Origin of the sequence: Enterococcus sp. (assembly GCF_032555305.1) — a bacterium.
Classification (GTDB): Bacteria; Bacillota; Bacilli; order Lactobacillales; family Enterococcaceae; genus Enterococcus_A.
The window spans coordinates 1-22090 of record NZ_JAWGOQ010000021.1; the positions used below are offsets into that span (position 1 = coordinate 1).

The 22090-nt window shown below is 39.3% G+C and carries 28 protein-coding genes; 10 read left to right on the forward strand and 18 right to left on the reverse strand.

Going from position 1 to position 22090, the window contains the following annotated elements; genetic code table 11:
* Window positions 1-82: 82 nt before the first annotated feature.
* The gene (locus E6139_RS14810; RefSeq protein WP_316403888.1) at window positions 83-1255 is read right to left on the reverse strand and encodes an adhesive domain-containing protein; all 1173 of its coding nucleotides are present in this window, start codon (window positions 1253-1255) and stop codon (window positions 83-85) included.
* A 340-nt stretch (window positions 1256-1595) separates the two neighbouring features.
* Between E6139_RS14810 and E6139_RS14815 the strand changes: the two genes are divergently transcribed.
* From E6139_RS14815 to E6139_RS14825, 3 genes are all read left to right on the forward strand, one after another.
* Entirely contained in the window at window positions 1596-1991 is a 396-nt protein-coding gene (locus tag E6139_RS14815) for an LPXTG cell wall anchor domain-containing protein (RefSeq protein WP_316403889.1), read from the forward strand.
* Window positions 1988-2614, forward strand: a complete 627-nt coding sequence (locus tag E6139_RS14820; RefSeq protein ID WP_316403890.1) for a WxL domain-containing protein — start codon at window positions 1988-1990, stop codon at window positions 2612-2614. Before E6139_RS14815 ends, E6139_RS14820 begins: the two co-directional genes overlap by 4 nt.
* Before the next feature lie 162 nt (window positions 2615-2776).
* Window positions 2777-3793 (forward strand): DUF916 and DUF3324 domain-containing protein, encoded by a 1017-nt coding sequence (locus E6139_RS14825; RefSeq protein WP_316403891.1) that lies wholly within the window; start codon window positions 2777-2779, stop codon window positions 3791-3793.
* A 147-nt stretch (window positions 3794-3940) separates the two neighbouring features.
* On the opposite strand, the gene E6139_RS14830 is transcribed toward E6139_RS14825, so the two are convergent.
* Window positions 3941-4081 carry a hypothetical protein gene (locus E6139_RS14830; protein ID WP_316403892.1) on the reverse strand — a complete coding sequence of 47 codons (141 nt, stop codon included), beginning with the start codon at window positions 4079-4081 and terminating at the stop codon, window positions 3941-3943.
* A gap of 263 nt (window positions 4082-4344) precedes the next feature.
* Here E6139_RS14830 and E6139_RS14835 point away from each other — a divergent pair, with 263 nt between their 5' ends.
* From E6139_RS14835 to E6139_RS14845, 3 genes are read left to right on the forward strand one after another with little or no spacing between them, the layout of a single operon-like run.
* Window positions 4345-4869, forward strand: a complete 525-nt coding sequence (locus E6139_RS14835) for a PadR family transcriptional regulator (RefSeq protein ID WP_316403893.1) — start codon at window positions 4345-4347, stop codon at window positions 4867-4869.
* 24 nt (window positions 4870-4893) lie between these two features.
* Window positions 4894-5709 carry a helix-turn-helix domain-containing protein gene (locus E6139_RS14840; protein ID WP_316403894.1) on the forward strand — a complete coding sequence of 272 codons (816 nt, stop codon included), beginning with the start codon at window positions 4894-4896 and terminating at the stop codon, window positions 5707-5709.
* 42 nt (window positions 5710-5751) lie between these two features.
* Window positions 5752-6174: a VOC family protein gene (locus E6139_RS14845; protein WP_316403895.1), complete on the forward strand. Its 423-nt coding sequence runs from the start codon at window positions 5752-5754 to the stop codon at window positions 6172-6174.
* Window positions 6175-6321: 147 nt separating this feature from the next.
* On the opposite strand, the gene E6139_RS14850 is transcribed toward E6139_RS14845, so the two are convergent.
* On the reverse strand, window positions 6322-9069 hold the full coding sequence (locus tag E6139_RS14850; protein WP_316403896.1) for an AAA domain-containing protein: 2748 nt from the start codon (window positions 9067-9069) through the stop codon (window positions 6322-6324).
* Between the two features lie 231 nt (window positions 9070-9300).
* Between E6139_RS14850 and E6139_RS14855 the strand changes: the two genes are divergently transcribed.
* From E6139_RS14855 to E6139_RS14865, 3 genes are read left to right on the forward strand one after another with little or no spacing between them, the layout of a single operon-like run.
* Window positions 9301-9930, forward strand: a complete 630-nt coding sequence (locus E6139_RS14855) for a helix-turn-helix domain-containing protein (protein ID WP_316403897.1) — start codon at window positions 9301-9303, stop codon at window positions 9928-9930.
* Window positions 9931-9944: 14 nt separating this feature from the next.
* Window positions 9945-10724: a M23 family metallopeptidase gene (locus E6139_RS14860; protein WP_316403898.1), complete on the forward strand. Its 780-nt coding sequence runs from the start codon at window positions 9945-9947 to the stop codon at window positions 10722-10724.
* A 32-nt stretch (window positions 10725-10756) separates the two neighbouring features.
* On the forward strand, window positions 10757-11323 hold the full coding sequence (locus E6139_RS14865; RefSeq protein ID WP_316403899.1) for a YdeI/OmpD-associated family protein: 567 nt from the start codon (window positions 10757-10759) through the stop codon (window positions 11321-11323).
* A gap of 45 nt (window positions 11324-11368) precedes the next feature.
* On the opposite strand, the gene E6139_RS14870 is transcribed toward E6139_RS14865, so the two are convergent.
* Window positions 11369-11980, reverse strand: coding sequence for a hypothetical protein (locus E6139_RS14870; RefSeq protein WP_316403900.1), 612 nt, complete (start codon window positions 11978-11980; stop codon window positions 11369-11371).
* Between the two features lie 40 nt (window positions 11981-12020).
* Complete coding sequence (locus E6139_RS14875; protein ID WP_316403901.1) at window positions 12021-12404, reverse strand: hypothetical protein; 384 nt, start codon at window positions 12402-12404, stop codon at window positions 12021-12023.
* Between the two features lie 280 nt (window positions 12405-12684).
* Between E6139_RS14875 and E6139_RS14880 the strand changes: the two genes are divergently transcribed.
* The gene (locus E6139_RS14880) at window positions 12685-13095 is read left to right on the forward strand and encodes a GNAT family N-acetyltransferase (protein WP_316403902.1); all 411 of its coding nucleotides are present in this window, start codon (window positions 12685-12687) and stop codon (window positions 13093-13095) included.
* A 40-nt stretch (window positions 13096-13135) separates the two neighbouring features.
* Here E6139_RS14880 and E6139_RS14885 read toward each other — a convergent pair whose 3' ends face one another.
* The 13 genes from E6139_RS14885 to E6139_RS14945 all read right to left on the reverse strand — a co-directional run bounded on the left by E6139_RS14885 (window position 13136) and on the right by E6139_RS14945 (window position 22087).
* Window positions 13136-13744: a DUF3267 domain-containing protein gene (locus tag E6139_RS14885; protein ID WP_316403904.1), complete on the reverse strand. Its 609-nt coding sequence runs from the start codon at window positions 13742-13744 to the stop codon at window positions 13136-13138.
* A gap of 546 nt (window positions 13745-14290) precedes the next feature.
* Entirely contained in the window at window positions 14291-14512 is a 222-nt protein-coding gene (locus tag E6139_RS14890) for a hypothetical protein (protein WP_316403905.1), read from the reverse strand.
* Window positions 14513-14784: 272 nt separating this feature from the next.
* On the reverse strand, window positions 14785-14994 hold the full coding sequence (locus tag E6139_RS14895; RefSeq protein WP_316403907.1) for a helix-turn-helix transcriptional regulator: 210 nt from the start codon (window positions 14992-14994) through the stop codon (window positions 14785-14787).
* Between the two features lie 9 nt (window positions 14995-15003).
* The gene (locus E6139_RS14900) at window positions 15004-15339 is read right to left on the reverse strand and encodes a DUF6442 family protein (RefSeq protein ID WP_316403909.1); all 336 of its coding nucleotides are present in this window, start codon (window positions 15337-15339) and stop codon (window positions 15004-15006) included.
* Window positions 15340-15406: 67 nt separating this feature from the next.
* Window positions 15407-16150, reverse strand: a complete 744-nt coding sequence (locus E6139_RS14905) for an ABC transporter permease (protein WP_316403911.1) — start codon at window positions 16148-16150, stop codon at window positions 15407-15409.
* Entirely contained in the window at window positions 16147-17001 is an 855-nt protein-coding gene (locus tag E6139_RS14910; protein ID WP_316403912.1) for an ABC transporter ATP-binding protein, read from the reverse strand. Before E6139_RS14910 ends, E6139_RS14905 begins: the two co-directional genes overlap by 4 nt.
* 59 nt (window positions 17002-17060) lie before the next feature.
* Window positions 17061-17246 (reverse strand): DUF6440 family protein, encoded by a 186-nt coding sequence (locus E6139_RS14915; RefSeq protein WP_316403913.1) that lies wholly within the window; start codon window positions 17244-17246, stop codon window positions 17061-17063.
* Window positions 17247-17382: 136 nt separating this feature from the next.
* Complete coding sequence (locus tag E6139_RS14920; protein ID WP_316403914.1) at window positions 17383-17760, reverse strand: DUF3021 domain-containing protein; 378 nt, start codon at window positions 17758-17760, stop codon at window positions 17383-17385.
* A 14-nt stretch (window positions 17761-17774) separates the two neighbouring features.
* The gene (locus E6139_RS14925; RefSeq protein ID WP_316403916.1) at window positions 17775-18224 is read right to left on the reverse strand and encodes a LytTR family DNA-binding domain-containing protein; all 450 of its coding nucleotides are present in this window, start codon (window positions 18222-18224) and stop codon (window positions 17775-17777) included.
* Window positions 18225-18359: 135 nt separating this feature from the next.
* Window positions 18360-18899, reverse strand: a complete 540-nt coding sequence (locus E6139_RS14930) for a hypothetical protein (RefSeq protein ID WP_316403917.1) — start codon at window positions 18897-18899, stop codon at window positions 18360-18362.
* Window positions 18900-19021: 122 nt separating this feature from the next.
* Window positions 19022-19744 carry a hypothetical protein gene (locus E6139_RS14935; RefSeq protein ID WP_316403918.1) on the reverse strand — a complete coding sequence of 241 codons (723 nt, stop codon included), beginning with the start codon at window positions 19742-19744 and terminating at the stop codon, window positions 19022-19024.
* Window positions 19745-20113: 369 nt separating this feature from the next.
* Window positions 20114-21268 (reverse strand): hypothetical protein, encoded by a 1155-nt coding sequence (locus E6139_RS14940; RefSeq protein ID WP_316403919.1) that lies wholly within the window; start codon window positions 21266-21268, stop codon window positions 20114-20116.
* Window positions 21269-21289: 21 nt separating this feature from the next.
* Complete coding sequence (locus tag E6139_RS14945) at window positions 21290-22087, reverse strand: SDR family oxidoreductase (RefSeq protein WP_316403920.1); 798 nt, start codon at window positions 22085-22087, stop codon at window positions 21290-21292.
* Window positions 22088-22090: the final 3 nt, after the last annotated feature.

Genomic DNA, 22090 nt, shown 5'->3' on the forward strand with positions numbered 1-22090 from the left:
GAATTTTTAGGTGCTCCTCCTAGTCAGCAATTTTTCATTTTATTTAAGGATAGATCACTAACCTTCTAGAAAAGTGATTTGTTCAGTAGATATTATTTAGATTTCCCGTAATGATACCCAGTCGAGGGCTGGTCAAAGACTTTTGCCCATTCAGCCAATTACTGGTTTGGGCTAGCTTTAGTTGCCAAGACTTTGCTATCGTACGCGTGTCATCAATTCGAATCGTTCCCGTTTGCAGCGGATTAGCGCTGTTGCCGCCGACGTAGGCATTCCAGGTTTCATCATTCTTCGTTTGGATTGGATGGCTGCCGAAGTTCAGATTGCTTGGCAATAACTCACTCTTCATCGCCAAAGCACCAGCCGCAAAATAAATATTTGTATTCCCACCATAGCTGCTTAAGAGTTGTACATCAAAATTATCTGTTTGAAAAATTCCGCCACGTATAGCAGCCGTATAATTTTGTGTCAAACCGGTCGGACTCGAGACCAAGGTTGGAAACGAAACCGTCGTCGTGCCAAGAATTGAGGCGGCAACAAGATTTTTACTAACAGTCGAATTCGCATTCCCGAGGGTATTGATCGTGTTGGTCAAGGAACTCAAAAGGTTGTTTAAAATAGTACTAATCAATGAAACTGAGGTGATTCCCGCAACGATTGTTTGAACAGCTTGCAAACGCAGGATTAACGCATTGGTCAATATCGGCAGCAACCCTTGATTGATATCAGCTCTTAAAAGAGTGGATGAAAACTGTTCGACTGGCGCCACAAAAGTCTGGCGACCAAAATCTTCCTTATTTAATAAAGTGATCGCGTTATTGAGACTCGTGACAGTCGATGTCAATCCTAAAGTTGAAAGTAAAGGTAATAATGTAGAGACCAGATCTAAAACGGTTCCCGTCGCGGCTTTTATATCAGCTGCCAGCACCGTGACTGTCGTATCCACATTGGCATCCCCATTTTTTTGAACTTTGCCAGTCAATTGCGTGGGTACATTAATAAAGGCATATTTGACACCGGTTCTCCCGACCGCTGCCCCGATTGCCGTAGCACCATTTATCGTAAAAGTCACGGGTTTGTTCGTCACGTTCAGATAAGGAGCTGCGACGGTTGTCCCGCTCGTATTACTCACCTGAGTATTTGAAAACAGATCCAATGAGACGGCACTGACGATCATATTGGAACTTGTTAAAAACAGAAAGATTGCTACTCCGATCAATCCTATCTTATAAAACAAACCAGGTTTTTTTTTCTTCATTTTCCTTCCCCCTTTATGAGCAACTATCGCAAACCTGTCAAAATTTTCCTTCGCAAGAAAATAAACGATTATCCTGCTAATTTGATCTTTTTTTGTTTTTTTATATGCTGCTAATTGCTACATATACGTGTTAAAGTCCCCTTTATTCTTTATTCTTCTCTCCTTATTAAACACACTGTCCTAAAATGTGAAAAATAGTTTGCTTAACTGTGAAGAATCTGTGAGCAATTTTGTAGCGCCATTTTCAAGCAAGCTTATATAATCCCTGCATAAGATTCAAACTCTTTTTTGCGCAGAAAAGAACCGCTTTTTTACTAAGGACTGAGAAAGGGGGAGCCAATTGAAGAAACAGATGGGAATCGTTTTGAGTTTTCTGTTGCTCTTCGTTGTTCTTTCTTCACAGGCCGAAGCCGCCGTTACGAATGGCAAAATTCAATACTATTACGAAAGCAGTACCGATAGTAAAAGCTCCACTTCAGATACACAAAGCAGCACTACTAACAGTAATACGAATACGACCAGTATTTCTCAAACTTCCGATATGTCAGAAAACGAGAATCACAATGGCTCACCTACTTCGCCGAACAACCGAAGCAGCCGTTCGCACTCCGGCATCACACGCTTGCTGCAAACGAACGATCAACGAAATATTTTCTTAGTCATCATAGGAATACTGATGATCACAATTGTCTTTTTGGGATGGCGGATCGTCAAAAATAGGAGGAAAAACGAATGAAAAAACAAGCTGCATTATTAATCGCCGGACTTTTTGCCGGCAGCCTGTTCGCTTTTTCAACAGGTGTGCACGCTGCCGACACCACTGGTACAGTTGATTATACTTCTGGCGATATTACTTTTGACCCGCAAACACCTGGAGATCCAAGCGCATCTCTGCCGACGAATCTGAACTTTGGTTCACACCCGATCCAAACAAAAACAGCTGAAACATGGACTGCGACATCAGACGGCGATCAAACTTCTCCAGTAACCACCGGAAGCGTAGCTGTCAGCGATAACCGCGGTACTCCTGGCACCGGTTGGTCTGTAAAAGTTGCTCAACCAAATCAATTTAAAGCTGGACAAAATGAGCTGACTGGAGCCTTGCTATCCTTTACTGTTGGTGCTCTTACTAATAATCTAAATTCATTGCCAACTGGTGACAGAATTGCAAACAACGACACACTTGGATTAATCATTGGTCAAACGGGTTCAGTCATTACCGCGCAAGCGAATGAAGGAGCTGGGGAGACAGCGTTACCGATCACTAAGTTTACTCTGAACGTCCCAGCAAATACTGCTAAAGCAGCAGCTCAATACCAAGCTACTGTCGTTTGGACCTTCTCAGCAACACCTAGCTAGAAAAACTAGGACGGAATCCCGTTAGCAGCTGCGCTTACTGTGAAAGCGACCCCCAGCTGCCGAACCATGTTTCTGTCCTTTGACTTAGATTAAAGGGGAAAGAAAGAATTGAGAGAGACTCTTCTATAACGCGAAAATAATCAATTGAAGGGGAATAGAAAAATGCTAATAAAATCATTTAAGTTATTGATGCGAGGTCTGTTCCTCGTGCTAGCTTTTTCATTTTTGCCCATTGTCGCTCATGGAGAGTCATTGGATACATTCGATGCGGTGATCCACCCATCGGAGCATCAAATTGAGAAAGACCAGCTTTATTATGATTTAAAATACCAGCCAAATGAAGCCGAACGCCTGACGGTGACTCTGGTCAATCGAACAGATCAGCCGATCAAGTTAAAGGCCGCATTCAATCGAGCTGTCACCAACAGTCTGGGAGTCGTTGAATATTCTGGGATGAATAAAGATGAGAGTAATTTTGGTCCCAACATCACCGACTACGTCAAACTTAGTGATACTGAAATCGATCTGGCTGGAAATGAATCAAAGGATCTTCATCTAGATGTCAACATGCCAGATAAAGAATTTGAGGGAGTCTTAGCTGGTGGACTGTATTTAGAACAAATATCCAACGAAAAAGTCGAAGGTAATATCAAAAATGTGTTTTCTAGAGAGATCGCTGTCTTGCTGCAAAACAAGACAGACGAAGTAAAACCAGAGTTGAAAATTACGAAGGCAAAAGCCACACAAGTCAATAGTCGTAATGCGATTACCGTGACGGTCGATAATGAGAGAGCGACCTACGTCAAGGATGTCTCGATTGACTATCAAGTCGAAAAAGACGGCAAAACGATCGCAAAAGACAAGAAAGAGAAATTAACACTTGCACCAAGTTCACGCATGCCCTTCTTGATCCAGATGGATAATACAGAATTTTCACCGGGCACCTATACCGTCAAAATGACCATCAATGCCGATGATCAAGAATGGACAGGCAGCCCGAAATTCACCATTGATCAAGAAAAAGCCAACGATTACAATGACAAGGATGTTTCGATTGAAGAAGAGCCAACAAATTATTGGATCTGGGCTGGCATCGCAGTGATCATCTTATTGCTAGCCATCGTCATCTTCATGTATAACAGAAACAGGAACTTGAAGAATAAAATAGATGGGAAATAAAAACGAAGCCGACGCCTCTGAACAGAGACGCCGGCTTTTTTATGCACCCACCAAGGATTGAGTAGTTTTTATCAAATTGGGATTAGCAGGACGGACCATCACAAGTAATAAGGATGCTTAGCAAGAATAAATGAAAGCTGATTGAATTTATAGTAACACTAGAAGAAATAAACGAAGCAAGCCAGCAGCTGCTACGATATAAGACACAGAGGCAATCGCAAAATCTAGTTCCTTTGAGGATCGGATTAAATCGATTCCTCTTTGACGGGTCAATACTTTTGTATGCATGTCCCTTCCCCCTTTTTTCCCATTCTTTTCACTTAAATTATATACCGAAAAGAATTTGGGTTAACCCCCAGAAACTTGTTGTTCGGTAAAAGATTTGATTATTCGCGACAATGAGAAAGTTCTGTTGCCCCCAATACTATTTTCTTTAGCAATCTCACGCTTGACGTGTCAGCAGAAATAAAATACTATAATATATAGTAGTCTACCTACTATTACTCGTATATAGATTATTAAGAAAATGCGATAGAAAGAAGGTTTTAGCGATGCGGACGATTGACCTAATTGTTCTAGGAATCTTAAAAAAAGAATCGCTGAGTGCTTACGACATCCAAAAGCTTATTGAATATCGCAAGATTTCTCAATGGGTAAAAGTCAGTACACCAACGATCTATAAGAAGATGCTGCAGCTGGAAAAGCAGGGCTATGTCAAAAGCACCATGAAGAAGAATGGGAAGATGCCGGAAAAAGCTGTTTACTCCTTGACCAAAAAAGGCAAAACAGAATTTGAGAAGCTGATGCTAGGTATCGCTGCTCGTCCCATTAATATTTTTTTAGACTTGAATGCGGTTATTCTCAATCTAGACAGTTTATCCTTCGCAGACCAAAAAGCCTGTATCGGCATTATCGAAGCCAATGTTAATAAGATGAAGGTAAAGCTAAAAGAAGATATTGCTGACAGCAAAGATTCCGATGAAATTCCTGAAACTGGAAAAGCAGTGATGCTGCAGCAGCTACTTTTGGTTGAAGCGATTGAAAAGTGGATTATGGGAATGAAGAAAGGCTTTTGATTATCCTACAAGGAGGTCACGCTGATGTTGAATCAAGCAAGCATCTATCAGAGTGCATTACCAAAAATCAATGAGAATATGATCGTTATTAGACCACATCCTTTATTACGCCCATATATTGCCAACTACACTTTTACCGATCCCAGCACAATGCCTCACCAGCAAACGATCCTCCCAACCATTAGTTCAACCCTCGTTTGTACTTTTCAAAACGGACATTTCACTGCTGGATTGCGGGGCGTCAATACTAAACCAACAGCGATCGCCAACTATGCGCGTCAATTTGACTTTATGTTTCTAATCGAATTTCATGCCGCCGGATTCTATCCGTTTTTAAAGATCGATCAGCATTACTTGGCCGATGACGGTTTTCTCTTCTCAGAGTTGGATTCGATCCTATATAAACAAATCGCTGAAGGATTCTACACAGCTAATAGTATCCATGAGCTGACCAATAAACTTGATACGATTTTTTTGGCTAGAATCAATGACGCCGAAGTCAATCCTACCTTTCAGATTGCTTTCGAAAAAAGCCTCTCATGCAATGGAACAATTCGCGTCAAGGATTTGGCTAACGAGACTTTCTACAGCGAGAAGCAAATGAATCGCCTATTCAGGAAATATGCTGGTGCAAAAGTCAAAACCTGTTCGCGCATTATTCGTATGAAAAAAGCCGTTGAGCTGTTGAATACCGAATCCAATATTGGTTTGCTTTTTGAACGAACAGGACATCATGATTACGCTCATTTTGTCCACGACTTTCGCGCAATCTATGGAATCACTCCGAAGGAATATCTAGAAAAGATGTCACTTTTTTACAATGACCCTTACAAACTGTGAAGGTATACTTTTTACTATAGAAATAAAAAGGTGGTTGATTTTATGTTTACACCCTACATCAGTTTTAATGGTGATTGTGAAGAAGCTTTTTTATGGTATGGGCAGCTCTTCAATGGCAAAATCCAACATATGGCTAAGTATGATGACATTCCCGAAAATCCTGAAATGCCGTTAGACAAGCGGTTGAAAAACAAAGTCATGCATGCGCGACTAGCCGTGACAGAATTTGATGGACTAACCGGTGCTGATTATCTGGAGCCGGTCGAGAAAAATGGAAACATTGCTATTCAGGCACACTTGCCGGAAGAATCATCAGCTAGAAAAGTCTTTGCGGAATTGGCAAAAGAAGGAATTGTGGTAGCGGCAATCGCTAGCAATCCGCCGCCCGATGATGCCAGTATCAGCGGATGTGTGAAGGATAAATATGGCGTGACATGGATTATTTCAGCGATGAAATCACTCTGAGTCAGTGTTGGAAAATCAAAAGCCCCACTAGCAAAGTCATTCCTCTGCTAGTGGGGCTTTCTAAATCCTCAATTAAGCTTAAGTGGATGAAATGAGTATAGCCTCAAAGATATATTTATTTTTTCTTTATCTGACAAAGACCATTGGTCAATTTACTTTCCAATTATTCTCGTAAAGAAAATTGTTAAGTTTTTCTTCTAATTGATGACTACTAATATAATTATGAAGTGTATCACTAACATCCTCCATTTCCAAAGCATCCGTGCTTTGGATACGCCAAATAGGAATTTTATGATGTGCCAAAATTTTATTCTTTTTTATATCTCGTTGTATTTGTTCGGTTTCCTTATGATGTTTTCCATCCAATTCAATAACCAAAACTGGTTTGTTTGTTAGTTCGCTAACAATGATGAAATCTAAATGTGCGTTCTTATTGAGGGCAAACTTTTTTAATTCTCTATTTGAATTAAAAAACTCCTGATCTCTAGCTATATCAGCAACAGGCAATTTCATTTGGACACTAAATCCTGAAAAATCTGACAGTATCTCTTCTATGACTTCATGCAGCTTTTTTTCCCACAGGCTGTCATAACCTTTGTCATTTTTATAATAGGGCAATTGCTTATATAAATAAGCAAAGATGGAGTTTACATTTGATTCAAGTGTACTTCCATAAGTTTCAATGTATTCAATTAAATCTTTTACTCCATGATTTTCGTCTTTAAAAAATTTGTCATGTGTAAATAAAATCAGTTCTTCTTCAGCACGGGAAACAGCTACGTTAATCGTTTCATTATCCAAAAGATCAACACTATTAAGATGCTCTCTCTCCTTTGTTAAAACAGTTGAGAATAATATCCGTTTATTCTCTCTTCCTTGAAATTTATAAATTGTACCTATGCGTTCTTCCATATCTGGTAAAGCAACAATCAGATTTTCCTCTTGTTTTCCGTATGGGGTAATCACTGATGTTCTTTCCATATTGACTTTTAGATAGTTAACTATCTCTCTTTCTTCAATTTTGTTGAAGTAACTATTTCCACCTTTTTTTCTTCTACCTTTATCGGAATTCTTTTCCTTATTTAAAGGCATAAGTTTTAGACTATTCTTAGATGCTTTTTTTGAATAAACACAGAGTTCTCCATCATAGAATTTCTTATTGCAATAATTAATAATATTGAAATCGCACCTATAATGTTCTTTCAATAATACTGATGGCGGTTGACAAACTTGCATAAGTGAATCCAAAAAATTAGTTTTTGAAAAATGGTAACTTTCATTCACGTTGTATGTTTTTACAAGTTCATGATCATACTTTTGCATCTCGGTACCAACTATATGAGAAAGTTGTTTAGAATCTCCAACAATCACAATCTGCGTAGCTGTATTCAGGGTTGGCAACATCGTGACAATGTTTGCTTGAGAAGCCTCATCCACAATCACCATGTCATATTTTCTATATCCTACATTCGAGGGCACAGAATCTAAAGTTGTTAGTACAACGGGATAAATATCTAAGATTTCTTTTTTTATATCAGAAAATTTGATTTGATCACTTTTTAAGCAATCTAAAATACTATCAATTTCTGCTTTTCTATTATCAAATGCTTTAGCTATTACCTTGTTTACTTGTTTAACAGATTCCACTTTATATTGTTCATAATAATCCTTAAGTCTCTCTTTAACAAAAGCTATCTCGGAAGTTTTATTCTCCAGATAATTAATCATTTTTATTGCATATAATTTCTCTAAGCGCCATTGGTATAATGTATAGTTTTCAATATCAATACTTGGAGCCGAAAAACGCAATCTAAAATATGCTCTACTCAAAAGATTACTCGGTTTAGTTCGTTGCTTTCTTAAGAACTGTATTTCATGCTTTAATTGACTTGGAAATAAGAAAAACCTATTAACGGTTATTACTGTTTTTTCTTCACCATATGTTTTCAATTTTTTATCTATATGTCTTTTTTGAGTTCTCAACTCATTCAAAATATTTTGTTGTTCCATCAGCAGTTCTAGCTTTTCTTCATTTTTAATAATTATTTTCCTTAGCTCAGCTAGATCAACTTCATCTTCTACATCATTTGATAAAACGATTTGTTTCTTATCACTTTGAAGTTTACTTTCGATTTCTTCCATAAAAGATTTAATGTAAGGATCATTACTACCTAGTCTAATAGAAAAATTAAATAATTCCTTTAAATCATTCAACTTTTCAGCCACATTATCTATCGCACTATTATTATTAGAGACAACTAGAACTTTTTCATTGTTAAAAACTGAGTTGCAAATGATATTCAAGATTGTCTGTGTTTTTCCAGTTCCTGGAGGACCTTGAATTACCGAAAGGTCAAACATCCGAGCATTCATAATGGCTTTCTTCTGTGATAAATTTGACGAAAACGGGAGAATTATTTCTGGTTCTTCCTTTAGTAATTTTTTTGCTGATTCACCGGTTAAATATTTTTTTAGAACTTTTTTATTGAAAGTCCTTTTGGATTTTATAAGTATTTCATCCTTAATATAATTTAGGCTGTAGTTCAATCCTTTACTAGCTTCTGCGCCTTTTGCTTCTTCATTTTTTCGAATTAACATTTTTGTAATATCCAACAAGTAATCGTAAATATTACTTCGATTTTCTAGGATTTTACTGTTGCGAAAATTATCATTTTGCATTGGATTTATTTCAATCAGTTCAACCTTATTCATAATTGACAAAGTGAAATTAAATTCTTTATTTCCTAAAAGAATTTTAACTGTCCTTTTATTACCAGATAGCTCAATTGCTTTCTCTGCTTTATAGATCCTCTTATTCCCTTGTTTATTAGTGTATTCAAACTGAAATTCCTTTCCATCTTCTATTCTCGATTCCAAAAAATTAGTTATATTCAAGAAAACACCCACTTTACTCCACTATTTTATAGATCAAGTTTTTTAGAATATAAAACATCCAAAAACTTTAAAATATCTATCTAATAACAACAGTTACCATATAAAGCTTAACATAAATAACGACTCTTAAAAATATCCTCAATAGTTATTTTTATTCAACATTATTCTAACAGTTGTGTTGACCTATCAGGTAAATCCGGTTATACTCTAATTGACCTATTAGGTAAAGGAGTGATCACTTTGACTGAACTCAATACGAACGAGCCAAAGATCCAAAATATTCTGAATGCGGCGTTGAAGGAGTTTTCCCAACGAGGATATGAGGAGGCTTCGACCAACCGGATCGCTAAGGCAGCTGGAATATCCAAAGCATTAATGTTTCACTATGTAAAAAGCAAAGAGGAGTTGTTTTTACTTTTGCTGGATTATTGCCAAAAGACAATTGCTGAGGATTATTGGAATAGGCTGGATTGGCAGGAAAAAGATATTTTTAAACGCCTGCTGCAATCCTATACATTGCAGATTGATTTGATGAAGCAGAATCCGTGGATTTTTGATTTTACCAATTTGCCGATTGAAACGAAATCAGAAGTAATCAATCAAAAAGTAGCACACAAGGCCAAACAACAGCCTTCCCATTGTGCAGAGGATTTATTTAAAGATATTGATGAAACGAAATTTCGGACTGGACTTGACGTTGCTCGTTGTAAGCAATTGATTCTTTGGGGAAATATTGGCTTTACAAATGAGATATTGGAGGAACTAAAGCATGCCGATCATGATCAGATCGATTATCAAGCGATCATTAATAAGTTGACACAATATCTTGAAGATCTTCGAACCGTTTTTTATGGAGAATAATTGAGGGATGATTGATGAAAAGAATGCTGATTATCGTTAGCTGTATCCTACTTTTTTGGTTAATCATTTCGTCACTTACTGCCAAAAATAATCTGCAACAGAAAGAAGGTTCTGTGATGCATAAAGAAACTGTCATTATTGACTTTCCGCTGCGTGGCGAATGGTACACGGAAACAAGCCCGGCTGATCGTGTTCCCAGTCATGGAACGGATCGCTTTGGACTGAGCTATGCCTTTGATTTTATTCAAAAAGATCAAAAAGATGCCTCGCATACTGGCGATTCGGCTAGTTATCTTCTTGGCGGCATTCCATTGGAAAAGTATTATTGTTTTGGCCAACCCGTCTATGCCTCATTTGCTGGTGAAGTCATCACAGTGAAGAACAATACCTCTGATGGTGAGAAGGCTTCCTGGCTTCATGATCAGATGACTGCGATCCGGCATTCTCTTTTCTTCAATCCAGAACGAGACGGCTTTGAAGCAATTGCGGGAAACTATGTCATCATTAAACAAGACGTAGGTATCTACGCTGCTTTTTGCCATCTGCAAAAGGACTCGATCACTGTTGCTGAAGGTGAAGAGATCACAAAAGGAACCTATTTTGGCAATGTTGGGCATTCTGGTAATTCCACCGAGCCGCATTTACATTTCCAGCTAATGGATTCTGCTATAATCGAATCAGCAAATGGTCTTCCCTTAGTTTTTGCAGCCTATGAAAAATTCAATGGGACGTCTTGGGAGATCGTCAAAAACCAAATTCCAGCAGCGGGCGATCGGATTCGCTCGTTGAAATAAATGCTGACAGAAACTAGGTGAAGTCCTTGGAAATGAATAATTTATATAAACCTCAGAATCGACAAGACCTGAGAGAATGGTTGGCAGAACATGCTGCCACTACAAAAGATTGCTGGGTGGTGATCGATCGCGATCAATCGAACCTGACCTATTTGGACATCGTTGAAAAAGCCCTTTGCTTTGGCTGGATCGACAGCACGAAGAAAAAGCTTTCTGAAACAAAAGTCGCACAGCGTTTGTCTCCTCGTACCAAGAAAAGTCAGTGGACAGAGCTGAACAAGGAACGGGCCCGCCGTTTGATTTATTTGAATTTAATGACGGATTTAGGCAGAATGACCTTGCCTGATCTATCCCCAGATAGTTTTGTGATTGATCCGCGAATTTTGCAGGCGCTTGAAGCAGACCCTGAAATTCTGCAAAACTTTTCAGCCTTTCCTGAACTCTATCAACGGATCAAGGTCGACAATATTCAACGCTATGGCGCTGATAAAGAGCTATTTGATCGAAGGCTGCAAAAATTATTGACCAGCACCAAAGCAAACAAAATGTACGGTGTCTGGGATGATGGCGGACGCTTAAGTAACTATAAAAACGAATAACCAGTCAAACCTCGGAAGTGAATCAATTGATTTACTTCCTTTTACTTATTCAAGCCTTCGTTTTAATCGTTCGATCAACCGGTCTCTTGTTTTCTCTTTTGGTGGCGAAGATGCTATTTTTTCGTCTTCTAGTTTTACTAACAGCCTGAATCGAATTGGATGTGTTCCTTCTATAGCACTGAAATCTTCCAGTGTTCCACCCTCTGGCAGCATCGCTGCGACCAAATCTAATGCCTCTCTTTGAGAAATGTCTTGTGGTTCCATTCCTTTAGGCAGTTCAAATAAAATTTCCTGCATTCCAGGTATGACTTGTCTTTGCTGAAGGATCAGCTTTTTCGGATCTTGAATCGTGGGTTCAGCCTTCTTCTCACTTATCGCTTGAACAGGTGCTGTTTCCTGTTTTTGTGCTTTCGTCTGTCTCTTCTTGCGCTCTTTCGGCTTTTTCTCAATAATCCATCGCTCGTTTGTTTCAATAAACTTAGCCGTAACGACCTTTTCGGTAAAATTAACGCCATCTTGTTCAAAGACATCCAAGGTCGCCAACTTTTCTAGTGACGTCCTGATTTCTGCGGCTGGCCTGGTTGGATCGGCATTTTTCATGCGCCACGTGTGTTTTCTCCCGTTACTTTTTTCAAATGTCGCTGATAGACTGATCATATTTTTTCTCCCCTTTCTTCATTTATTTTTGAACTCAACGTCAAGAACCTGCCAAATTTGCTAATGGTTCCTTGATAAACTGATCGCGGAGTTTTTCGATTTTTTCGCTTAAATAATTTTTGATTGAAAAAAGCCGGATGGAAACGACTTTCCATTCGTTTGAAGAAAAGTAATCTTTGAAGTAGAAATAATAGCGGCGTAGAATGCGGGAGGTCTTGGTTTGGAGCAATAATTTTTGAACAAGGTCCTTCATGAAAAATGAGAAGCCTTCATCACCTAATTCATCCCGTACCTGAAGCGCTATCAAATATTGGATCGTCGAATTCACATCACGGGTGTCTTCATAATAGCCGTCGATGCGCTTTTGCAAGGTCTTTGGTTTTAACGAAAAAATCTGCTGAGTCGTAAATAATGGTTTGGACATCATAGTGCTCCTTTCATTTTTGGTTTGTGATCACGCCTAGACCATAATCCTCTTAAATTACTCTTGTCAATCGGCAAAAATTTTTAAAAGGCTCTTTTACAAGACCTTTTCATGCACAAATCCCTTCGTTATTCGGATCAGTAAAAAACTATCTTACTTTTTTATTTTTTATTAAAAAAAGAAAAAGTGAATTTCCTCCTATTTTGCGTATCTTATATTTTCGTTTTCACCGACAAGTAGCGTAGAATGAACATAGAACGTTAATGAAAGGTTGTTTGCGATGGAAAATTACGTTACCAGAATCGATATTCCCGAAGTCGATGAATACCTAGCGCTACGTCAGATTTGCGGCTTATCCACTCGAGGTAAAGAAGCGAGCAAAACTGGCTTATCTAATAGCATCTATTCAGTTATTATCAGAAACAGCGATCAGAAATTGGTCGGTATGGGGCGGATCATTGGCGATGGCGGCACCGCTTATCAGATCGTCGATATTGCCGTCCACCCAACTGAACAAGGAAAAGGACTCGCAAAAGAGATCATGGACTTATTAATGACTTATGTCCACAACGAGATTGATCCCCAGGCTTACGTGAATCTTATCGCTGATCTCCCAGCAGATAAATTATATAAACAGTTTGGATTCGTTGAGACCGCGCCTGAAAGTATAGGCATGTATCTGAAACGATAAAAAAACAGGATTCCTTCGCGAAGGAATCCTGTTTTTTCGTTTATTTGGTAAACACTACAAAGCCTGGTAATTCTGGATGATCGATCACGAACCCTTCATGAATCGAACGTGCGCCCCAGAAAATCATCAAATCGCCTGCCGCCATAAAAATGTTGAAGGCCGAGAGCAAGATCAACTCTGTATTCGGAAACAGCAGCGATAGGAGAAAATATCCGCCGCCTAGTACAATCACTGGTGCCAAGACACCGATTTTATAAGCTTTTGCCTCTAAAGCTTCTTTGCAATGGCAATAGGGCATTAATTCTCTAGCATTAAATCCAAAGCTAATACTTTTCATTTTATTTTTAGCATAGTTCGCCCAAGCCAATCCATGAATCAGTTCATGTACTGGAATTGAGACAATAAACAAAATGATGAACAGGAGAAAATTGATCTCCCACAATGGCGATGCGTCCGCTCCCCAACGCCAAAAATAACCAATCACGACCAACACGATAAACGGTATTGGCAGCAGCATTCCCTGTGTTCCAGCTTCCTTGGCAGAAAAGGTTTTATCCTGCTTGTGATAATCCTTTTCCTCCATTTCCTGACAAAGTGCATCAAACAGCTCATACTTCTTGTCCTTCTTGTGCCTTCGCTTTCTTTCCATACCATGGCCCCCTTTTTCCTATGTCCCCACATAATTTTTAACACCTTTTTTAACCCTTCCTATGGTCATAATATACGTTTTCACCCTGCCACGTCAAAGTTTGGATACTAGAATCAGATTTCATGAGAAAAGCTAGAAACCTTTCTGTAAAAAGACTCTGACTGATCGGTTCTACATTCTCTTTTATGCTTTCAGCAATGTATTATCAAAAAAATACGTTCCATTTACTGTAATTGATCGTGTTTACTATTTTTTAACTTATCCTGTTGGACGATATCATAGATTTCACAAGCACACCCCATGATAATATTCAAAAATAAGGAGCCAAAAATTAAGTATTCAAAAAAAACTTGATCACGGAAAATAAATTCGCAAACCATAGAAATAAAGAAAATGATATTTAATACTCTGCTAGTGGATTTATACTTCTTATATAGATTTCTATTCATAGCCATGCTTCTCAACTCTTTTCTGGAAGGCTTCGCATTCTCGAGCAATCTCATAATAACAAAACAGCTAAAATCACTAATCAATCGATCAATAATTCTAGCTGTCTCGCTTAAACTGTTTCCTTTTTAGATAGTCCATGCAATAAGGACTGATCAACGCTAAGAAAGCAATCAACAAACAAACTGTCGTCAAATGAGTAAAAATCTCGTAAGCCGGATAGATCGCACTGAAGGCGATTAAAAACCAGAAGGCTATCTGAAGAATCCCGCTTACTATGCTGCATACCCGATGAGCTTTTTCGTTTCTGCTTGAATCCATGCTTATTTTCCTCCCGTATGAATGTCCGACTACTTGTCAATAATTCAGTGCAACAACAAAAATAACCATACAGAGACCGCTTACACTATATATAAACCAATCTCCCCTTACTATTATTATAAACGTTTGTTCACCGTTTCACTTTTTCGTTTTTTTGATATTTTCGCAAATTATTGGTAAATAGAAACAATATTAATTAATATTATTTAGAGAAACAAAATAAGGCCAACAGCAGCTGCCATTGACCAATAGAGGTTTCTTCATTACTGAAGCTAAAAATAAAACAAATCTTCAAACTTCACATCCAAAGCGATACACAGAATCAATGCTAATTTGGCGGTGGGACTGAATTGCCCCGTCTCAATCGAACTGATCGTTGTTCGTGAGACGCCGACTAGCTTAGCGAGCGCTGCTTGAGATAATTTTTTTTCTTTTCGGGCTTCTTTTAAGTGGTTTTTTAAGACTAATTTTTCTTCAGACATACGACTCACCTAGACCGTTTTTGTGCCCGAGCGTAACTGGGCAATATGCAAGATGATTAAAATGATTGTGACTACTAAATAGATCACACCAAAAAGTAATTCTCTGCGTCGTCTTAAGTAAAAGTATCTGACCAAGAAGTCTGTTGCCCCATAAGCAAAAGCCACTGCGTAAAGCCCAAAATTAAAGCCCCTATCCATGACCAGCTGGATCACAAAAAGAATAGTAGATAGGAAAACGACTACGACTCCACTAAAGGAGCTGGATCGTCGTTGAATCTCCGCTTGGTAAGGATCATTTTTTCGATTTTCATCACGGCTTTTGGCCAATATCTCTTCTTTTTTCACTGGTGACCCCCACTTTCTAATTAAACATTATAGCTAATTTTTTTAAGAATGGGTAGCTAAACAATGATCAATCAGACTCCATACCACGCTTTTTGTAAGCAATGATGAAAATCGCGATGCCAACAATAAACCAAGTAGCCATCGTTACGAGATCCTGAACGTTGAGGATATAGCCATCTTTACTAAAGATGCCATCTACATAGCTGGCAATCACACCCGAATAGGTATAGCTTGAAACTTTATTGATCGTTTCACTGAAAAATCTAAGCTGGGGCAGCATCGTAAATACAAGCAGGATCGGGGTGCTAGTCACGCCTGACTCCGTTTGATCCTTGGTTACGATCCCCACGATAAAGCCGAAAATAATACTGATCAATGTACCACCAGCTGTAATTAGCAGAAATGTCGGAATGTGGATCGCCGAATAAGAAATCCCGCTAGCTGGAATCAACAATAGATTCACAATCATGATGATCATAAAGGTCGGAATCAGCGAACCAATCAAGTATTCGTTGCTTTTTACTGAAGAAGTCATTAAAACTCTTAGTGTGTGCTTTTCCTTCTCCTCGGCGATTGAGGTACTGCTGATCATTAGACCGCCAGAGACGATATTCATGATCAAACCCAATCCCAACAGGAAGGCATCCACACGAAAGACCCCATTAGCTTGCGGCAAATTCGCCATGACTCTGCGAAAGACGAGCACAATCGTTAATGCGATGATCGGATTGCTCATCATACTGAGATTGCTTAAGATCGTCTGGAATTTCAAGCTCGTGATGGCATTGATCCGTTTTATTGTGTTACTCATACTAATTTCCTCCCTGTTGCTTCTAAGAAGACTTTTTCTAGGGTTGGTTCACAGGAATGGATCGTCTCTACTCGATCCGCTGCGATCCATTTTTCAATCAGCTTGGCTGTTTCAACCGATTGCTGCAATTGCACTTCTGTTTCATCCGTCAGTTGAATGATAAATCGCTTCTGCTTATTGAATTTAAGACGTAGATTCTCCGGTGTATCCAACTCAGCGATGACTCCCTCATTCAGTAGAGCCACCCGATCACACAGCTTATCGGCCTCTTCCATATTGTGAGTGGTTAGAAAAATCGACGTTCCTTCTGCTCGTAATTCTTCCATCATCTGATGCACCGACAACGCAGAAACTGGATCTAAACCGCTCGTTGGTTCATCTAAAAAGAGTAAATTCGGTTTATGCAAGATCGCGCGAATTAAGACTAAACGCTGCTTCATTCCTCTTGAAAGCTTCCCCGCTGGTTTTTGTCGATGCTCATACAGACCAAATTTCTTTAACAGATCGTCAATCGATGCTAGATCAACATCCAACAGCTTGGCAAAGAATTTCAAATTTTGATAGACCGTTAACTTTTCATAAAAGCCGCTCATATCAGAGACGATTCCGATTTTTTTATAAATGTCTTCGTCAACGTTTTCCACCGGAATTCCTAAAATACTGGCTTGCCCTGAGGTTTGCTTCAACTGCCCGGTCAAGATCTTGATCGTGGTCGTTTTGCCGGCTCCTGATGGTCCTAAGAAACCAAAAATCTCGCCCTCATAGACCTCAAAATCTAAATTTTTAATCGCTTGATAATCTTTAAACTGCTTTGATATTCCCTTTGCTTCGATTAATATTTTACGTTCCATGGTCTTTCTCTCCTGTTTTGATAAGTTTACTTGTCAACGATAGCTAAAAAAAATAGTGACTATTTATCTTTATCTGCCAACATCGGCTTGCCGTTCTGATCAACTAGTACTGCCATGCCTGAACCCATGTTAGGCACGATTGCCAACAGATACTGCACACCTGATTGTTTGTCTATTACAACCGTCGTAACTCCAGAACCGCTTGTTTCGATCGTCTTTACATCAAATCTTTTTTCTTTTGCCATTTTTTGTTCTCTCCTTTTTTGACAAGTTTTATTGTCAAAAACAGTATAAGGCTGACAAGTAAACTTGTCAATAATAAATATTCAAAAAAAGAAAAAAAGCCAGCGAAATCAATCGCTGGCTTGGAAAAATCCTATTCTAACGCAGTTTCTGATTAATTTGTTCAATCTCACGTTTGTATTTCAAATAATAAAAAATCCAAATAGCAAAGAAAATGAAGAAAAATGATAACGAAGCGGATAGCACTACCTGCCATTTAAAGGGAAACCATTGATTTAACCATGCAGCGATCATAAAAGCGATAAAGCTGCCTCCCATATGGATCAATGTTTGCGCTAAAATCGGCAGACTCTTCACGTTATAAATCAGACTTAGCAAGCCAATCACCACCGACAGTAAAACAAAGCTTACCACAATTTTTCTAACCTCACTATCTGCAAAGATGAAGGCAAACAGCATACAGATCGTACTGCCGATCCCGATCGATTGACCTAAGATTTTAACTATTTTTTTCATGATAACTCCCCCTTTTAAATTCCTAAATGACGTTTCAGCTGATCAACAAAACGACGGGAAACTGTGATTTTCTGCTGATTTTTTAAATAAGCGTACATACTACCTGAAAAGGCGAGTTCCAGTTTTTGAATTTCCTTTGTATTGACCAATGCTGATTTTGAAACCTGCAGGAATTGCTCGCTAGGCAGTTCTTCTTTTAGCGCGACCAAAGATTTGCGAAAGGAATAATTTTCCTTGGCTGTATAAAGCGTGACAATTTTATTGAATACCTCCAAGTAAACAATCTCCGCTTTGTTTAAAAAGATGAACTCATCCTTCACCTTAATCACTAATTGATTTTCTTGGTAATCCTCTAAGCGATCAGCAATTTGCTTACCGATCTTTTCCTCCGCCGCACGAATGCGCACCTCTGGCTCTATCCACTTTTTCTCGATCTCCATTTGAATCTTCAACCCTTTAAACATGTGCCACCCCCATCTATATTCTTATAGTAAGCTATTTTCTGCTCGTAATATAGCGTTTGTTCCTTTCCGGTAGGGTGCGTGTCCTATCCGGTAAAAGACGAAAAAAGAATCCTGTTTTCAAGGATTCTTTAGAAATTATTCTTCTATTTGGCGCATTCTAAATATATCTACCTTTCGCTCTTCAGCCATTCGATCCAAGTTTTTATCCAAATAATCACAGGCTTCTCTATTAGAATTGGCGCGTTCAAAAACCTGGATCATGCCAAATGAATCTTTAACTTCGACACCATGAGTGGTCAGCACCTTAGACAATGCTTCAAGCACCGTCAAATCTTCACATTCAAAATGAAGAAGAAAATCACTTTGAAAGAACAGTTTTACCCTCAAATCTAAGTGGAATCTTTTTACGGTAATACTCATGATCGCGGTTATTTTTTTGACCGGATTTAGCTCGATCATTTCAATCGCTGAATATGGCAGAAACTCTAAGACAGGATCTTTTTCTTTATTTGTCAGCAGATTCAGTTCGTGGATCGCAAGACCTTCATCGTCAAAAGTCACACAACAGATCGGCGGGAACTTGGTAGGCATCACAGGATACAGCTGATCGTTGATTCTAATGGTAGTCATTAATATTTGATTTTTAGCAAACTCTTTAAAAGTCCGACTGTCCATCTAAAGTCTCCCCTTTTCCAATTGTATCTACTATCTTCATAGTAAACACGATTTTCCGAAGCGTCAATAGCTGCTACTACCATCAAAAAAATCCGAGCGAAGATTCTCCGCTCGGATTACTATTATTTTCCTTGGACCATTTCAACGCCAGCAGGTTCAGTTGCATAATCACATTCGCTATCCGTTTCCATTGGTCTTTCTTTTAAATCAACCGCTAATTGATGCTCCTGCAGCATACCGATCTTTTGGGTGATCAGTACTAAAAGCTGCTTCAAACTTTCTTCTGAATTGATCTTATTCTCAACGATCGCCTGACAAAGATATTCGATCTGATGACTTTGCTCGAATAGCTCCAAGTAGCTCTCGCTATGGTGATCGCCTTCACGAATTAAGTGCCAATCCGTATCATGATAATATGTATCATACATAATGAAATCTAGACGATACACAGCTAGTACGAATAAGTCTCTCACCTTTTGGCTTTCTCTTAATAGCTTCGCCAGTTCTGTTGAACCGTTTCTAATTTCTCCGCCCAACTCGACCAACACGGAATAATTGTTTTGATATTCCTTTTTCAGCTTAGCAAACAAACGCGCTGTTTTGTTGATTTCCTTCTGCTTCTCGCGATATCTCAAATACTGAAACATCAGCAACGCTGCTAAAAATGAAAAGAAGCAGCCAAAGAAAGCCGTTGAGGCATTAACAAATGTTTTAATCATATTGATGTGTTCGCCGAAAAATTGCCTATTGAAATAGATCAGACCAATACTGACCACCGCAATGACTTCACCGACCAATAAAACGGCTAAAGAAACAATCGCTAGTTTTTGTTTTTCTGAAATCATTTTTCACCACACATTCAGATTGAATGCTTCTCCTTATAATTTTTCTCCCAAACCCCTAATAATAAGTTAATTCCCCTCCTTGTTTTACTGATTAAATACCCAGAGACTTATTTTCAGCATATTCGATCAGTAAAATGACTTTTTTATAACAATATCGACATTTTGACGTTTAATAACGTTTTTTATTATATCATTTATCGTCGGCAGAATAAAGAGTCCATGAACTTTTTGAATAATTATTTTATTTGTAATATTTAGAAAAAATGAATTTTTCACAATAAGAACACCATCGCCTACAATTCGTAAACAATGGTGTTTTTATGTTTTTTATTCACTTATTCATTGATAAAAGACCGAATACAGTCACCTCTACTTTTCGATCAATCCTTCAACCTGCGGCAACCCGATGCCGGCGGTGTAAACTTCAATCAATCCCGACGGCAGTTCAAGATCATCGGTATGTCCTTTGACATTCATGTGAATGGTGTCTTCCATGTCTGCTAGAATTTTTTCTTTGAAGTCGGGATCAGACAATGCTGCCACTCCCATTGAAGCCATATCTCCATAGTTCAACGCATCCAGCGCTTCATCCACTGAACGGATGGTGCCTGAGATAACGACTGGCACTCTGCCTGCGACAAACTTCGTGATCACTAAGCTGACTGGATCAGTGAAGTCGCCTCTTTGGGGCATCGCTTTGTATGCATCCTTTCCAAAATTTCCGCCAGCCGCTGAAGACAGATCAAGGAAATCAAGGTCTTGCTCTAATAGCTTATCGATCAATTTCAGTGAATCATCTAAATCATAGCCGACCATTTCACCATGAATTTCCTCTGGTGAGATTCGATAGCCCACAATCGCTTCTGGATTTTCTTCCCGTGCGACTTTTAATACTTCCTTCGTCACTTCGATCGCAAAATTCATCCGCTTCTCAAAGGAGCCGCCCCAATAATCCTCTCGTTGATTCGAATAACTGGAGAAGAACTGCTGAATCAAATAATGATTCGCGCCATGAATCTCTACCCCATCAAAGCCAGCCTTCAATAAGCGTTTAGCAGCTAACCCGAAATCCTTCACCACTTGCCAAACCTCATCTTCGGTCAGTTCTGTTACTTTATATTGTAAAAATGGAAACTCGATAGCGCTTGGTGCATAGGCCTTGCCGGTCACATAGCAGCCGTAAGCTCCTTCACGTCCAGGATGCTGTATCTGACCGATCGCTTTACTGCCATTGCTCTTCATCGCTGCCGCCATTTTACTGTAGGCATCGATCGCATCGTCATTAAAAATCGACAATTGCTTCGGATGACCTTGGATGTTTTCCTGAACGGTGATCGCCCCAGTAATCAACAAATCTGCAAACTTGCTACGCCGTTCAAAATACTTGATATCTTCTTCCGTAGGTCGCCCTGTTGCCGGATCAGCGGCAAAAACTACCATCGGACACATCGCAAAACGATTCTCCAAACGCCCGCCATGCTTTAAAGCAATCGGTTCAAATAATGGTGCATACTTTTCCTTCATTTCGATTCCTCCTTCAATAAACTAAACTCTTGCATGTGTCGTATACCAGCCACCATCGATTGTGATCGTCGCACCGGTGATGAAGCTAGCTTTAGCCGATGCCAAGAAAGCAAACAATTTCGCTGGCTCCCAATCTTCGCCGATCCGCCGACTAGGGATTGCCTTCAACGCCGCTTCTGTTCCCAGCATTTCCCACGCTTGGTCCGGCATTAAATTCGTGCGGATTAGTCCTGGACAAACCGCATTAACTCGAATAAAGGTATTATCGCCTTCATCGATTTCCGTCACCGCTTTTGGTCGTCCAAACATGTCCGCTGGATTATTGTTTAACAGCGCCGCCGCACTTTGTCTTGTATAATTCAATAGCGCTGCCTTCAAGACATTATAAGGAACCGAATCCCCAATCATAAAGGATGCCACCGAAGCGGTATGGGTGATACTTGGATTTTCCGACTTACGCAAAAGCGGCACGCAATACTTCGTAAACATCGCCGCGTGCAATACGTACAATTGGAAGGCTCGTTCAAACTCACCCGAATCAACTTCTTCAACCGTACCCACGATTGCCGAACCCGCATTGCAAATCAAACTATCCAGCTTGCCAAATTTTTCCTTCGCAAAAGCCACCGCTGCTTTGATCTGCTCTTCATCGGTCACATCACATTTGACCGGCAAGAAATTCTCGCCCAACTCCTTCGTTCGACTAAAATTCCGTCCGATTCCGATCACCGTCGCCCCCTGATCCAGAAACTCCTTGGTTGTCGCCAAGCCGATGCCAGAGGTCGCGCCAGTAATCATTACGATATAATCTTTTAACATGTT